14 protein-coding genes are annotated in these 14,283 nt (G+C 52.8%); 3 read left to right on the forward strand and 11 right to left on the reverse strand.

Translation table 11 applies throughout. From position 1 onward, the window contains the following. Nucleotides 1-25 precede the first annotated feature (25 nt). The 11 genes from CLV58_RS02530 to CLV58_RS02580 form a co-directional block, all read right to left on the reverse strand. Entirely contained in the window at nucleotides 26-1,198 is a 1,173-nt protein-coding gene (locus CLV58_RS02530; protein ID WP_106136206.1) for a pyridoxal phosphate-dependent aminotransferase, read from the reverse strand. A gap of 197 nt (nucleotides 1,199-1,395) precedes the next feature. Then, the gene (locus CLV58_RS02535) at nucleotides 1,396-2,763 is read right to left on the reverse strand and encodes a high affinity choline transporter 1 (RefSeq protein ID WP_106136207.1); all 1,368 of its coding nucleotides are present in this window, start codon (nucleotides 2,761-2,763) and stop codon (nucleotides 1,396-1,398) included. Between the two features lie 148 nt (nucleotides 2,764-2,911). Next, entirely contained in the window at nucleotides 2,912-3,766 is an 855-nt protein-coding gene (locus CLV58_RS02540; RefSeq protein WP_106136449.1) for an inositol oxygenase family protein, read from the reverse strand. Between the two features lie 95 nt (nucleotides 3,767-3,861). Further along, nucleotides 3,862-5,499 (reverse strand): sodium/sugar symporter, encoded by a 1,638-nt coding sequence (locus CLV58_RS02545; RefSeq protein ID WP_106136208.1) that lies wholly within the window; start codon nucleotides 5,497-5,499, stop codon nucleotides 3,862-3,864. Between the two features lie 140 nt (nucleotides 5,500-5,639). Further along, nucleotides 5,640-6,986, reverse strand: a complete 1,347-nt coding sequence (gene accC / locus CLV58_RS02550; protein WP_106136209.1) for an acetyl-CoA carboxylase biotin carboxylase subunit — start codon at nucleotides 6,984-6,986, stop codon at nucleotides 5,640-5,642. 100 nt (nucleotides 6,987-7,086) lie between these two features. Further along, a complete protein-coding gene (accB, locus tag CLV58_RS02555) occupies nucleotides 7,087-7,593 on the reverse strand; it encodes an acetyl-CoA carboxylase biotin carboxyl carrier protein (protein WP_106136210.1) in 507 nt (168 codons plus the stop codon). Between the two features lie 78 nt (nucleotides 7,594-7,671). Beyond that, nucleotides 7,672-8,235: an elongation factor P gene (gene efp, locus CLV58_RS02560; protein WP_106136211.1), complete on the reverse strand. Its 564-nt coding sequence runs from the start codon at nucleotides 8,233-8,235 to the stop codon at nucleotides 7,672-7,674. Nucleotides 8,236-8,460: 225 nt separating this feature from the next. Continuing rightward, complete coding sequence (locus tag CLV58_RS02565; RefSeq protein ID WP_106136212.1) at nucleotides 8,461-9,456, reverse strand: beta-ketoacyl-ACP synthase III; 996 nt, start codon at nucleotides 9,454-9,456, stop codon at nucleotides 8,461-8,463. A gap of 71 nt (nucleotides 9,457-9,527) precedes the next feature. Continuing rightward, nucleotides 9,528-10,469: a phosphate acyltransferase PlsX gene (plsX, locus tag CLV58_RS02570; protein WP_106136213.1), complete on the reverse strand. Its 942-nt coding sequence runs from the start codon at nucleotides 10,467-10,469 to the stop codon at nucleotides 9,528-9,530. A gap of 147 nt (nucleotides 10,470-10,616) precedes the next feature. After that, nucleotides 10,617-10,811, reverse strand: a complete 195-nt coding sequence (gene rpmF, locus CLV58_RS02575; RefSeq protein ID WP_106136214.1) for a 50S ribosomal protein L32 — start codon at nucleotides 10,809-10,811, stop codon at nucleotides 10,617-10,619. A gap of 64 nt (nucleotides 10,812-10,875) precedes the next feature. After that, entirely contained in the window at nucleotides 10,876-11,424 is a 549-nt protein-coding gene (locus tag CLV58_RS02580) for a YceD family protein (RefSeq protein ID WP_106136215.1), read from the reverse strand. 279 nt (nucleotides 11,425-11,703) lie between these two features. Here CLV58_RS02580 and CLV58_RS02585 point away from each other — a divergent pair, with 279 nt between their 5' ends. The 3 genes from CLV58_RS02585 (at nucleotide 11,704) to CLV58_RS02595 (ending at nucleotide 14,274) form a co-directional block, all read left to right on the forward strand. Then, nucleotides 11,704-11,910: a hypothetical protein gene (locus CLV58_RS02585; RefSeq protein ID WP_106136216.1), complete on the forward strand. Its 207-nt coding sequence runs from the start codon at nucleotides 11,704-11,706 to the stop codon at nucleotides 11,908-11,910. Nucleotides 11,911-11,971: 61 nt separating this feature from the next. Further along, complete coding sequence (locus CLV58_RS02590; RefSeq protein ID WP_106136217.1) at nucleotides 11,972-13,213, forward strand: acyl-CoA dehydrogenase family protein; 1,242 nt, start codon at nucleotides 11,972-11,974, stop codon at nucleotides 13,211-13,213. Beyond that, on the forward strand, nucleotides 13,210-14,274 hold the full coding sequence (locus CLV58_RS02595; protein ID WP_106136218.1) for a phosphotransferase family protein: 1,065 nt from the start codon (nucleotides 13,210-13,212) through the stop codon (nucleotides 14,272-14,274). Before CLV58_RS02590 ends, CLV58_RS02595 begins: the two co-directional genes overlap by 4 nt. Nucleotides 14,275-14,283 lie beyond the last annotated feature (9 nt).

A 14,283-nucleotide genomic window follows, 5' to 3' on the forward strand; every position in this document is an offset into this window, starting at 1 on the left:
TTTTCTACTGGAAAAAGTCAACGAATCAGCCCACGACTTTTTTGAAACTATCGATAAAAGCGGTCATTTCGTCCATCGTACCAATACTGACTCGGCAGTACGGTTGTCCATCGAAATCACGGGTCTGGATACCGATTCCGTTGGCAAACATGGCGTTGCTGAACGTTTTGGTTTTCATTCGGATCGGGAACAGGATGAAATTGGCCGACGAGGGAATCACGTCGTAGCCCATGCCTGCCAACGCTTTACTCGTGTAGTCTCGGGCTTTGGCATTCTCCGCCCGGCAGTGGTTCTGCCAGTCCTTGTCCTGATAACTGGCAACACCGGCCATCAGGGTCGTGATGCTGACAGCGAACTCGCCGTTTGTGTAGGGTTTGATAGCTTTCAGCAACTCAGGTTTCGCAATGGCATAACCCAGTCGTAACCCGGCAAAGCCGTGGATTTTCGAGAACGTGCGGGCCAGAATAACATTCTGTCCTTCAGCGACCAGTTTACCCAGCTTGGGCCGATCAGCGGGTTCGTAGAAATCGATGTAGGCTTCATCGAGGAACACCGGCACTTTGGGCGCTACCTCCCGAATGAATGATTCCAGCTCAGCGGTCGGGACAACGGTTCCGGTCGGGTTGTTTGGATTAACCAGATACACCAGTTTGACGTCGGGCGTAATCTTTGCCTTGATCGTTGCCAGATCGTATTTATACTCTTTCGTCATTGGTACCGCGACGATTTTGGCTCCAAATTTCGCCGACCGCTCCAGCAGATCGTCGTATGTCATCGCACTCGTCAGGATCGTACCACCATCCTTGGCAAAATAATCGGCCGACGCCATCAGAATATCCGACGAGCCGGGTGACAGCATAATGTTAGCAGGTGTCACCAGTTCATCATCAGCGATCAACTTTTTCAACTGGGCAAACTCTGTCCAGGCATAGCGGTTCCCCAGTTCAGCAGCTTTGCACATCGCTTCTTTAGCAGCTGGCGAAATGCCCAGCGGGTTTTCGTTGGCCAACAGCCGCGCCCGCAGCTTGTTCATTTTCGAAAACGGATCGTCGATGAAGCTGAACTCGTTGACGAACGTGGACGCAAGCGGAGCCGCTACATGGCTCACTTCCGCAACAGAAACGCGGCTTAGACCGAGCCCCGCCGTTAGCAACCCACTGGCACGAAGCCAGTCTCTACGCGATAGTTGTGAAGACATAAACCGTACTTTTTGATCTATTTATAGATGAAATTTACTTATTCTTCGCAAATAGCTGTATATCAGCTCCTGCTTGTGAAAGTACGACAGATTAGATAAAAATCAGCTACCAAAGCCAGCAAATACAGATATTTTATTTGGCCAATCAAACTATAGACAAAATTATGTACTACTTTAGTTTATATAAACAGGTGATTTTATTGTCTTTTCAGCAGACTAATCACAACCATAGCCACTGCGCTGATGAGTAAACCCCACATCATGGGCGCATAGTTGGTGTCGATCCACAGGCAGAATAGCCATACGACTAAACCCAGCCCCATCGACCATAGACAACCCGCCAGTGTCGCCCGTTTCCAGTAGATCCCCGCCGTGAGCGGCACGAATAACGATACCAGACTAAAGGCCGACGATTCACCAACCAGATCGAAAATATTCGTATCGCGGGCGGTACTCATCCAGACACAGATCAGCGTGATGACGACGATGGCCCAGCGGATTGTTTTCAGCAGGTCTGCGTCACTCAGGTTCGGTCGGAAGTAGCGGACTACGTTTTCGCCAAACACGGTGGCCGGCGCCAGAATGGCGCCACTCGACACGCTCAGGATAGCCGACGTTACAGCCCCAAAGAAGAGAATCTGAAGCGGCAGGCTCCCGTGTCGCATCACCATGTTCGGAATGATCAGCTGATTGTCAGCCGGTAAGTCAGGGTGAAGCATCCGCGCACTGAAGGCAATAAACAGCGGCAGCATCGCAACCGTCAGGTACAGACCCGATGCCAGATAAGACGCCCGAACCGACGTATCTTCCGTCTTAGCCGCCATCACGCGCTGAAAAATGTCCTGCTGCGGAATCGATCCCAGCCCAATGGTGAACCAGGCCGCCAGATAAGCGACCCAGTCGCGGACCGTGTTGTGGGGTAGAAACCGAAAGAAATCGGGCGATACCTGTTTATGCATGGCTGACCAGCCCCCCGTATCCTGCCACAGACCGACAGCCAGGATGGCCAGCGCCACAATGATGATGAGGTTATGGAAAAAGTCAGTAATCGAAATCGACCACATTCCCCCCAGCAGCGTGTAGGCCATCACGACGATGGCGCTTCCCAGTACGCAGTATTCCTGCGGAAAACCCGTCACGACGTTGAGTACAATGCCAATTGCTACCAGTTGAGCCGCTATCCAGCTAAAATACGATGGGATAATCAGGATGGCCGACAGCAGTTCAGCCGGTCGGCCAAAACGAATACGGAAGTAATCGCAGAAGGTGGTGATGCGAAGCCGGTATAGCGGCCGGGCGAAGAATGCGCCAACCAGAAATAAGCACAGCGCCGACCCAAACGGCTCTTCGATAATGGCCGGAACCCCACCCTCGACAAACATGGCTGGTGCGCCCATGATCGTCTCAGAACCGAACCAGGTCGCAAACGTAACCGATGCCGCCAGTACCAGCGGCAATCGTCGTCCCGCCAGCACAAAATCCTGCGAGGTCGTCACCCGACGCGCGGCCCATGCGCCAACGGCGACGTTCGATAGTAAATACAGTGTGATACAGGCAACGAGCATAGGTTCTTAGCAACACAAAGGCACAGACAGCGATCACAAAGATTGCAAGTCAATCCCATAAACCCCTAAATCCCCTGAAGGGGACTTTGCCCGAGATGGAACAAAGTCCCCTTCAGGGGATTTAGGGGTATTGCTGACTACAATAGACTTACAGCCGAATTGTCGCAGGCAGGTATTTAGCGATCAGGTCTTCGTAGTACGGTCTGAGTTCGCTGACAACCGGTGGCTTCGGACTCTTCGAGTACAAATCGTATGGATTGAACTTGTTAACCCACTTGAACATCTCGTGATCGTGATCGTCGAGCAGGTGGTTGTAGGCGTGCTCGCGGTGCTGCGAATAGAACGAGTGGTACCGGATCATGTACAGCGCAGGCTCCGGCAGGTAATTTTTCGTGATGTGGTACAGGTATTCATCGTGCCCCCACGACATATCGACGTTTTTCAGGCCACAGTTTGGCTCATACACGCCATACTTGGTGTTGTAACGCTCATCGTACGAATCGGGATTATTCACGAAATACTCGGGATAAACGATCTTATCCGAATGCTTACAGCCCACTGGGAATGTATCCCCGACAACGGCCCACTGCGGTTCGCCGAACAGGCACAGAACCTTGCCCATGTCGTGCAGGAAACCAGTCAGTACGAACCAATCGGGATGACCATCGGCGCGGATGGCTTCGGCAGTCTGTAGCAAGTGTTGCAGCTGATCGAGGTCGGTATCAGGATCTGAATCATCGACAAGCGTGTTCAGAAACTCCATTGCCCCCCAGACAGGCAGTTCTTTCTTGTCGAATGACAGAAATTCCGCCTTTTTCTGCTGTACGAAATCGTATGTCTGATACGTATGGTTGAGCCGGTAGAATTCCCGTACCGTATCGCGTTCGGGCGTATCGTAGTTCCGGTAATCTTCCTTTGCCTTATGCTCCGGCTGAGGGTAGCGGCTCAGTACGTCGTCTTCCCACAGCTCCAGGCTGGCAAGGGGGGCATTCTGGTCAATCATCATCGCAGGAATAGTTATCAGGTAAATGTATGAAATAAATCAATATCAGCATGTTATAGCCAAAAACGCACCAATGGTTATAGTGTTTCGACGGGCTACCAGAACAGCGTGTAGAGCACTGCCAACGCGCCAAAAATTCCGGCAGATCCGATCATAAACGATGGCGTTACCCGAAACAGTGCCCGGTCGACAACGACTTCCCCCTGCGCCCGATGACTGGCCGGATCGGTCAGCGTAACGACAACCATCAGTAGTATGTCGATGCAGAACACCCACATCGTCCGGTGAAGAAACGGAATCGGATCGGCAGTCGTCCCCAACCAACCCGTTACTTCCGGCCAGAATTTCAGCAGAATCGACAAAGGAAGTGTTAGAATAGCGACGGTCATTGCCGCCCGGTTAGTCGCCCGCTTCCAGAAAAAACCGAGGAGGAAAATGGCAAAAATGCCGGGGGTGATAAAATTGGTGTACTCCTGAATGTACTGATAGACCTGATCGAGTGAGCGGAGCAGTGGAGCCAGCCCAATCGCCACGACGAACGACAGCACAACCGCCCAGCGGCCCACCCGAACAAGCTTTTGTTCAGACGCTTGCGGGTCTACGTATTTCCGGTACAGGTCGAGTGTGAATATGGTCGAGATCGAATTGGCTTTTCCCGCCAACGACGCTACGACGGCGGCTGTTAGCGCAGCGAAGGCCAACCCTTTCATACCGATCGGCAGCAGATTCATCAGCACCGGATACGCATGATCCGGCTTGACAACGCCCGACGCATCGGTCATTGCCGCCCGGAACGATCCTTCGTTGAACAGCACAAACGCAGCGATGCCCGGAATAACGGCGATGATCGGGATCATCAGTTTCAGGAAAGCCGCGAAAAGAATGCCGCTGCGCGCCGTTTTCAGATCAGCCCCCAGCGCCCGCTGCACGATGTACTGATTGCAGCCCCAGTAGTACAGGTTGTTGATCCACATCCCCCCCAGCACCAGCGACATTCCCGGTAATTCGAGGTAGTGCGGATGCCCTTTTTCGAAATACATGTGAAAATGACTGTCGGCCCGGCTGCGCAGTTGCGACAGACCGTTCATAACGCCAGCCGTCCCACTCCGGTCTGCAACCAGCTCCAGTGCCAGATACGTGACCACCAAGCCACCGATAACCAGCACGATCACTTGAATGACGTCGGTGTATCCGATTACCTTCATACCGCCCAGCGTGATGAAAATGGCGAACAGCGCCAGTCCGACAGTACAGGTCGTGAACGAAATCCCCGCGAGCGACTCAATAGCCATTGCCCCCAGATATAGAATCGACGTCAGGTTAACGACAACGTAGACGACCAGCCAGAAAACTGCCAGAATCGTACTGACCGTGTCGCTGTAGCGCTGGGCCAGGAACTGCGGCATGGTATAGATATGATTCCGCAGGTAGATCGGAATGAAGAACGCAGCCACGATAACGAGCGTAGCCGCAGCAATCCATTCGTACGACGAAATCGCCAGGCCCATCGCAAAACCCGATCCCGCCATACCGATAAAATGCTCCGCCGAAATATTCGACGCAATCAGCGAGGCACCAATCGCCCACCAGGTTAGCGACCCCTCTGCCAGGAAAAAATCGGTGGTATTCGTCTCCGCCTTACGTCGACGCTGGTACACCCAATAGCCATAGCCAACGACGATGACGAAATAAACGAGAAAAACAAGGTAATCTGCCGTGGCAAGGTGGTTCATAAAAAAGGTGGGGTTTGGATGCCAAAGCACCAAACCCCACCTTTTTTACCGCATTCAATGAGCGAAAGACTGAAAGAGCGAAAAAGTGAATAGTTGCTAATGCAGACAGTCGCACTTTCGATCTTTCAGTCTTTCACTCTTTATTTCAGCGTCGAGAAATCGAACGTTTCGAGGAACGCCGTCGTAAACTGCCCCGACTGGAAACCCGGATCGTCCATAAGCTTGATGTGGAACGGAATCGTGGTTTTGATACCTTCGATGACAAACTCCTGTAGCGCCCGCTTCATCCGCGTAACGACTTCCTCCCGCGACTGCCCCGATACGATCAGCTTGGCAATCATCGAGTCGTAGTTAGGCGGAATGGTGTAGCCCGTGTACACGTGGCTGTCGACGCGAACACCATGACCACCCGGCATGTGCAATACCGTGATTTTACCCGGCGACGGACGGAAGCCATTACCGGGATCTTCGGCGTTGATACGGCATTCCATCGCGTACAGCTTCGGCGTATAGTTCCGACCCGAAATTTCCGCGCCAGCCGCTACCTTGATCTGCTCTTTGATCAGGTCAAAATCCGTCACCTCTTCCGTAATCGGGTGCTCAACCTGAATCCGGGTGTTCATTTCCATGAAATAGAACTTCCCGTGCTTGTCGACGAGGAACTCTACCGTACCGGCTCCTTCGTAACCAATGGCCTGCGCGCCTTTGATGGCAGCAGCCCCCATCTGCTCCCGCAGTTCAGGCGAGATGATAGGCGACGGTGTTTCTTCAACCAGTTTCTGGTGCCGACGCTGAATCGAGCAATCGCGCTCAGACAGGTGACACACTTTACCGTATTGATCGCCGACAATCTGAATTTCGATGTGCCGGGGCTCTTCGACGAATTTTTCCAGGTATAAACCATCGTTACCAAAGGCAGCACCAGCTTCGGTACGCGCGTCGTTCCACGCTTTTTCGAAGTCAGCTTCCGACCGGATAATCCGCATACCGCGACCACCACCACCGGCTGTTGCTTTGATGATTACCGGATAACCCATCTCGGCCGACAGTTCTTTCCCCTGCTCGATCGATTCCAGCAGACCATCCGAACCGGGAATAACCGGCACACCAGCCTCTTTCATGGTTGCCTTAGCCGTTGCCTTGTCGCCCATGCCGTTGATCTGCTCGGCCGTTGCCCCAATAAACTTGATACCGTAATCGGCGCAGATCTGCGAAAACTCAGCATTCTCCGACAGGAAGCCGTAGCCGGGGTGAATGGCATCAGCACCGGTTACTTCAGCGGCTGAAATGATGCTGGGAATGCTCAGGTATGATTGTTTGCTGACCGGCGGGCCAATACATACGGCCTCATCGGCGAAACGTACGTGCAGACTGTCGCGGTCGGCAGTTGAGTATACAGCCACCGTTTTGATACCCATCTCCCGACAGGTACGGATGATGCGTAGTGCAATCTCACCCCGGTTAGCAATCAGAATTTTCTTGAACATAATATTAAAATGAGAAAATGACTGAATGATTGAGTGACTGAATGAAAAGCCTACACCGGCCTATTCAATCACTCAATCATTCAGTCATTCATCAATTAAATTAGATAGGTTCAACCAGGAACAGGGGCTGATCGTATTCGACGGGCGTGGCGTTTTCCACCAGCACCTTCACGATCCGACCCGATACCTCTGACTCGATTTCGTTGAATAGCTTCATCGCTTCAACGATACACACCACCTTACCTTCGGTAATCGAATCACCCACTTCAGCGAAAACAGGTGTCTCCGGGCTTGACGACCGGTAGAAGGTACCGATCATTGGCGATTTAATGGTGATGTAGTTGGTATTGGCAGCCGGAGCAGCCGCTGGTGCAGCAACAGGCGCAGCAGGCTGCGCTACAGCCGTCGGTGCCGAAGCAACGGGCGCTGTTGTGGGCGACGGAGCGGCAGGCATCGACGCCATCGTTGGAGCGGGCGCAGCGGCAGCAGGCACGCCAGCACCGTAGCGCTTGACGTTGATCTTCAGATCGCTCGTTTCGATGTTTACCTCGTCGAGACCCGACTGAGAAATGAAATCAATAAGTTGTTGAATATCCTGTGTGCTCATGCGGTTTAATCAGGGAAGTGAGTCGTCAGATGGTAACAGGGTATAGGTAGCCAGTGTATGTAAGCGCTGAACAACGGTTTATTTCACCCGTTCAACATAATCCCGTGTGCGGGTATCGACCCGAATTTTCTGGCCTGACTCGATAAAGAGCGGCACCATAATTTTTGCACCCGACTCAACTTCAACCCGTTTCTTTGGGCTGTTGGCAGTGTCGCCTTTGATACCGGGTTCTGCGTACGTAACTTCCAGTTCAACGAATGGGGGCAGTTCGCACGACAGGGGCGTTTCGGTTTCAGCGTTGATCAGCATCTCCACTTCCTGCCCTTCTTTCATCAGGTCAGCGCCGTCAACGATTTTCTCGTCCAGATTGATCTGATCGAACGTCTCCTGATCCATGAAGTTATAACCCGCTTCGTCTTTGTAGAGAAACTGGAATTTACGCCGTTCAACCCGTACCGGCGTAATCGTCACGCCCGCATTGAACGTGTTGTCGATTACCCGTCCCGTTGTCAGGCTTTTCAGCTTGGTCCGAACAAAAGCAGCCCCCTTACCAGGTTTGACGTGCTGAAATTCAGTAATCTGAAATAGGTCGTTGTTGAAGTTAAGGACCAGTCCGTTGCGGATGTCTGCGGTCGTTGCCATTATTGCTGTACTATGATTATTCTTGACTGTGATCTATTGTGACTTCTGAGCTTGTCCTGAACTATGATTCGTATTATTACGCTGACGGGCTTTGATTCTTTGAAATCAATGTAATCAGCGTAATCCCAAGAATCACAGTTCAGACAGTTTTGAACTATGATTTATGTGATTGGTTTGATGGACTATGATTTTTAGAAATCAGTGCAATCATAATCATCACAAGAATCACAGTTCAGACGAATATGCCCACTTGACATAGGCAGCTCCCCAAGTGAACCCACCCCCAAAAGCCGCCAATACCAGATTATCTCCTTTTTTAAGCTGCGACTCGTATTCGGCCAAACACAGGGGTATGGTGGCCGCCGTAGTATTGCCGTACTTGTGAATCGTCATCATAACCCGCTCCGGTTCGATGCCCATGCGTTGTGCCGTAGCGTCAATGATCCGTTTATTGGCTTGATGCGGTACTAACCAGGCAACATCGCTACCCGTCAGGTTGTTACGCTCCATAATCTCGGCGGATACGTCGGCCATGTTCTTAACGGCAAACTTGAAGACCGACGGACCATCCTGATAAACGTAGTGCCAGCGTTTTTCTACCGTCTCATGCGTTGGCGGGTACCGGCTTCCCCCTGCCTTCTGAAACAGGTGGTTCTGTCCCACGCCGTCCGAACGAATGATCGAGTCGATAATACCCAAGCCCTCTTCGTTGGGTTCGAGCAGTACGGCCCCTGCGCCGTCGCCGAATAGCACGCAGGTAGCCCGGTCAGTATAATCGACGATGGCTGACATCTTGTCGGCCCCGACGACAACAATCTTTTTGTATTTACCCGTTTCGATAAACTGCGAGCCAATCGTCAGCGCGTAGACAAAGCCTGAACAGGCCGCCTGAATGTCGAAACTACCAATATTGCGAATACCAACCATATCGCAGATCAGGTTGGCGGTACACGGAAATACGTAATCGGGCGTAGTAGTAGCGCAGATGAGCAGGTCAATGTCTTCGGGTGCGGTGTTAGTTTTTTCCAACAGCCCCTGCACCGCCTTTGCTCCCATGTGCGACGATCCCATGCCTTCGCCTTTCAGGATATGCCGTTCCCGAATACCCGTCCGCGACGTAATCCACTCGTCGTTCGTATCGACCATGCGCTCCAATTCCGTATTGGTCAGCACGTAGTCGGGTACGTACCCGTGAATTCCTGTAATAGCCGCTTTACTCATAATTCAGTGTTGGGAGGGTGCAGTGCCGAATCGAACGCAGATCGACGCGTACAGTGTGTACGCGCTATCAGCTAACTCATGGCCTGTGCAATTTTGACGTATGCGTTTGATTCCACCTGCCGAATCGCCAGGGCAATCATGTTTTTAATGGCTGTGGGAGATGAGATACCATGGGCGATAATCACGTTACCATTCACGCCCAGAATCGGACTCCCCCCAACCGACTCGTAGTTGGTCTTATCCAGAAACTCATCGCTAATGTTTCGCTTGCTGGCCATCGTGTAGAACGACTCGCCCAACTTGAACAGGGCGTTGCCGGTGAACCCATCCGCAACGATAACGTCGGCTTTACCGGCAAAAAACTCATTGCCTTCCATGTTGCCGATGAAATTGATGCGTCGGTTTTCTTTCAGCAACTGGTGAGCAGCCTGCGCTACCAACGAACCTTTCTGCTCTTCCGATCCGATGTTCATCAGGGCGACGCGGGGCTTGTCGATGCCGAATGTGTACTGCGCATAGATCGAACCGATTTCACCGAACTGAGCCAGCATTTCGGGCTTGCAGTCGGCATTGGCACCAATATCCAGCATAACGGCATAACCACCGGTAATCTGCGGGACGAATCCTGCAATGCAGGGACGCAGTACCCCTTCGATCGACTTCACGCTGAAGAGGGCACCTACGTGCATCGCACCTGTATTACCGGCACTACAAAAAGCGTCGACGGTACCTTCTTTCAAAAGTTTAAACCCAACTCCAATGCTGGAATTGGGTTTCTGCGACAGAGCCTTTGTAGGGTGCTCACCCATATCGATCACATCGCTGGCATCCACCAGTTCGACACGACCGGACGTGTTCGCTTCGTTCTGCTGAAGCAATGGTTCAACAACGGACTGCCTACCGATCAGAACGATGTTGACATCTTGTGGTAACTCGGCAGCGGCCATTAGTACCCCCTCAACGATAGCTTCGGGGGCAAAATCACCGCCCATGGCGTCCACTGCTATTTTCATTGACTCTTACTGTAAGTATCCTGCCGGCTCTTAACCAGCGTTTTCACTAAACCGCGTAAAAATAGGCAGGTGACGGGCAATAAAAAAGTATTTCGCGTTCATCCCAATCGGAACGTCAACGAAATACTTTCTATAAGTGGGTGACAATTAAGCTGCTTTCGCGTAATTCTCAACGACCATTTGTCCTTTGTAATACAGATTCCCCTCGAACACGTGGGCATGGTGCCGCTCGTGCACTTCACCCGTCTGGGCGTCGGTCGAAAGGGTAACGGCCGTAGCCTTGTAGTGCGTTCTGCGCTTATCGCGCCGGGTGCTCGAGTGTCGGCGTTTGGGGTGTGCCATGGCTCAGTTTATCTATTCGGTTTTTCGTTCTTAATGGGCAGCTACACTAGTAGAGGCCGTGTACTCAATTGTTATTCAATTTGCGCAGGGCTTCCCAACGCGGATCAATTGCTTCCTTTGGCTCGTCGGTATCGCTCTCATCAGGCGCATCCGACTGATAAACGAGCTTACCGTTGACGTCATCATCCTGTTCGTCGTCCTCATCGCGGAAGCGGGGATGCAGTCGCTTCATCGGCAAGGCCAATCCGATAAATTCGAAGATGTAACGGGCCACATTGACGGTAGACGTGTTCCGTTCGATCAATTCGATTTCGTCGCTCAGTTCCTCATTGTGATCGCCAAACTTCAGCAGCATCATCTGCCGCGTGTCGATTGACTCATCGTACAAATCCAGACTCCGGTCGCAGGTTTGCTCCACGGTGCCCGTAATGTGAAAATCGAGCCGGATCATCGTTTCCGACTTTTCCAGAATCAGGTGCGTCCGTACGTTCCCCTTCTCGATCAGTTGCTGATCAAGCGCGGCAAAAAACGCATCGCCCGACTCGAAGTCGTACTCGTGGCGCTTGTTGTCCAGCCCGGCAATGTTGATATCGTAGGCTCGTAGTGGATTCACTGTCGTTGACGCTCAAATTTTTAAGACCGCAAAGGTACGAATTGTTTGTCAATCAGTAAAGTGCTTGCAAAAAAAAGCAACAGATTCAGTGTCAGTTAGCTAACGAAACGGCTTTATCTGTCCTATCCATGACCATACAGCTACGACAACCGCGATACATGCCCGGTAACAGGTCGGGGCTGGAATTAGTTAGTTGCTCATCGATACGTCTGAGTCAGCAGGTACTGCGTCAGATCGTTTCCCCAAATAAGTCTACAGTTAACTTACTACCTGTCAATTATGGCCGACTACCAACTTGTCGAACGAGCTGCCATCGAGCACCACAACGAGTATTATGAAGTACGGACTACCGGGACCGATGAGCCTCGTAGTTTATTTTTCACAACCAACGAAGAAAATCTGGAAACCGTAGCGGCTGACATCGTAGCGGCAGAAATGCCCGGCGCTAAAGGCTGGACGGTGATTCCGCACCGCAAAGACAGCTAGCCACTTGTCTCCGGCAACCGATGTGTCGCCGGAGACTGTTTCATTCACCCAACCCTAGCACATGGAACCCCTCTTCGCTACTTCGCAAACCGAAGCGCTTGTCCCGCGCATTCGCGAGTTCGTTCTGACGGAACTGGTACCGCTTGAAACGACAGAACACCTGACGGGGAATTTTTCAACCGTCGCTCGTATCCTCGATCAGAAGCGCGAACTCGTGCGTAAAGCCGGTCTGTGGGGTTTACAGCACAGCGTCGGCGAAGGAGGTCTGGGGCTGTCATTGTGCGAATTCGGGCAGGTCAGCGAAGTGCTGGCCTGGAGTCCGTTTGGGCATTATGCCTTCAATTGTCAGGCCCCGGACATCGGCAACATGGAGCTGCTACACCGGCACGCGTCGGCTATACTGCGCGAGCACTACCTGGAGCCTTTGAAGGAAGGGCACATCCGTTCGTGCTTTTCCATGACGGAGCCGGAGTTTGCCGGTTCGAACCCAACACGACTGGGCACGACAGCCGAACGGGACGGAGACAGCTGGGTAATCAACGGGCATAAATGGTTTACCTCGTCGGCCGACGGAGCCGCGTTTGCCATCGTCATGGCCGTGACGAACCCTGCTGCCGCCCCGCATCGCCGGGCAAGCATGCTACTGGTTCCGACCGACACGCCGGGTTTTGAGTTGGTACGCAACATCAGCATCATGGGCGACCCCTCCGATCACTGGGGTAGTCATGCCGAGGTACGGTATACCGATGTGCGGGTACCGCTCGGCAATCTGATCGGCGACGAAGGAGCCGGATTTACACTGGCGCAGGAACGACTAGGGCCCGGTCGGATTCACCACTGCATGCGCTGGATTGGTATCAGTGAACGGTGTCTGGATCTGATGTGCCGACGGGCCGCAACCCGCGAACTGGAAGAGGGTGTCATGCTGGGCGAAAAGCAGTTCGTGCAGGGCTGGATTGCGGAAAGCCGCGCGCAGATCGACGCGGCCCGGCTGATGGTGCTTCGAACGGCCCACAACATTGACCAACGAGGAGCAGCGGCCGTTCGCGATCAGATTTCGGAAATCAAATTTTTCGTGGCCGACGTTATGCTGACCGTGATCGACCGGGCAATTCAGACCTATGGTGCGATGGGTATCACCGACGACATTGTTTTACCGTGGTATTACCGGCATGAGCGTGGTGCCCGGATATACGACGGTGCCGATGAGGTGCACAAAACGGCGCTGGCTCGTAGCATTTTGAAAGGCTACGGCCTCGACACCCGCAAATCTAAACCAATCTCTAATCGTCGCGACGCATGACTTCGGATTCGCCCACAACAGTCCGGCCCGGCGAGCAGCTGGATCAGGCAGCGCTACAGGCTTACCTTAGCGAGCATGCCCCTACTGTCGGGCAACTCACCGCGATCGAGCAATTTCCGGGTGGCTATTCCAACCTAACCTATGCTCTAACGACCGCAGATGGCCAGACCTACGTACTGCGCCGACCGCCGGCTGGTGCCAAAGCGATCAAGGGCGGGCACGACATGGGTCGGGAGTTTCGGGTACTGACGTTACTGCACCAGGCGGGTTACAAGCAGATTCCCATACCGATTACTTACTGCGACGATGAATCCGTATTGGGCTATCCGTTCTACATTATGACGCGGGTGGCGGGGGTTATTCTACGGGCCAATATGGCTTCCCAACTCAATCTGCTGCCCGAAACCATGCACCGGCTGTCGCAGTCGATGGTGGATACGCTGGTATCGCTACATGCCATCGATGTTCATCAAACCGGAATACAGCAACTAGGCAAGCCGGATGGCTACGTACAGCGGCAAGTTGCGGGGTGGTACAACCGCTATGAAGCGTCAAAAACCGACGACATTTCGGCAATCGACGCCTTATTTCACTATCTGGTCGACGCCCTGCCGGTATCGCCCCCACCGACGCTGCTGCACAACGACTTTAAATACGACAACGTCATTCTCAATCCCGATTTTCTGCCCGAAGTCCGTGCTGTCCTCGACTGGGAAATGTGTACTATCGGCGATCCGCTCATGGACGTCGGGACAGCCCTTTCGTACTGGTCGGAAGCGGGTGATAGTGCATTTCGACGGTCTTTCAACCTCACTCATCTACCCGGTAACCTGACCCGGCAGGAATTTGTCCAACGCTACAGCGAACGCAGCGGACGCGACGTATCAAATCTGCTTTACTATTATATTTTCGGCCTGTTCAAGAACGCGGTCGTCATGCAGCAGATTTATAGCCGCTACCACCGTGGGCTTACCACCGACCCACGCTTTGCGGGCCTAATTGCTGGAGTACAGGCACTTAGCAATGACGGATTACGCAGTATCGAAACGGGTCGATTTTGATTTGTTCAT

Origin of the sequence: Spirosoma oryzae, from assembly GCF_003002825.1 — a bacterium.
GTDB lineage: Bacteria > Bacteroidota > Bacteroidia > Cytophagales > Spirosomataceae > Spirosoma > Spirosoma oryzae.

Excerpts from the sequence above, each read along its gene's own strand:
- CLV58_RS02530 (WP_106136206.1), bottom strand. The coding sequence starts at position 1,198 with ATGTCTTCACAACTATCGCGTAGAGACTGGCTTCGTGCCAGTGGGTTG.
- CLV58_RS02535 (WP_106136207.1), bottom strand. The coding sequence starts at position 2,763 with ATGCTCGTTGCCTGTATCACACTGTATTTACTATCGAACGTCGCCGTT.
- CLV58_RS02540 (WP_106136449.1), bottom strand. The coding sequence starts at position 3,766 with ATGATTGACCAGAATGCCCCCCTTGCCAGCCTGGAGCTGTGGGAAGAC.
- CLV58_RS02545 (WP_106136208.1), bottom strand. The coding sequence starts at position 5,499 with ATGAACCACCTTGCCACGGCAGATTACCTTGTTTTTCTCGTTTATTTC.
- accC (WP_106136209.1), bottom strand. The coding sequence starts at position 6,986 with ATGTTCAAGAAAATTCTGATTGCTAACCGGGGTGAGATTGCACTACGC.
- accB (WP_106136210.1), bottom strand. The coding sequence starts at position 7,593 with ATGAGCACACAGGATATTCAACAACTTATTGATTTCATTTCTCAGTCG.
- efp (WP_106136211.1), bottom strand. The coding sequence starts at position 8,235 with ATGGCAACGACCGCAGACATCCGCAACGGACTGGTCCTTAACTTCAAC.
- CLV58_RS02565 (WP_106136212.1), bottom strand. The coding sequence starts at position 9,456 with ATGAGTAAAGCGGCTATTACAGGAATTCACGGGTACGTACCCGACTAC.
- plsX (WP_106136213.1), bottom strand. The coding sequence starts at position 10,469 with ATGAAAATAGCAGTGGACGCCATGGGCGGTGATTTTGCCCCCGAAGCT.
- rpmF (WP_106136214.1), bottom strand. The coding sequence starts at position 10,811 with ATGGCACACCCCAAACGCCGACACTCGAGCACCCGGCGCGATAAGCGC.
- CLV58_RS02585 (WP_106136216.1), top strand. The coding sequence starts at position 11,704 with ATGGCCGACTACCAACTTGTCGAACGAGCTGCCATCGAGCACCACAAC.
- CLV58_RS02590 (WP_106136217.1), top strand. The coding sequence starts at position 11,972 with ATGGAACCCCTCTTCGCTACTTCGCAAACCGAAGCGCTTGTCCCGCGC.
- CLV58_RS02595 (WP_106136218.1), top strand. The coding sequence starts at position 13,210 with ATGACTTCGGATTCGCCCACAACAGTCCGGCCCGGCGAGCAGCTGGAT.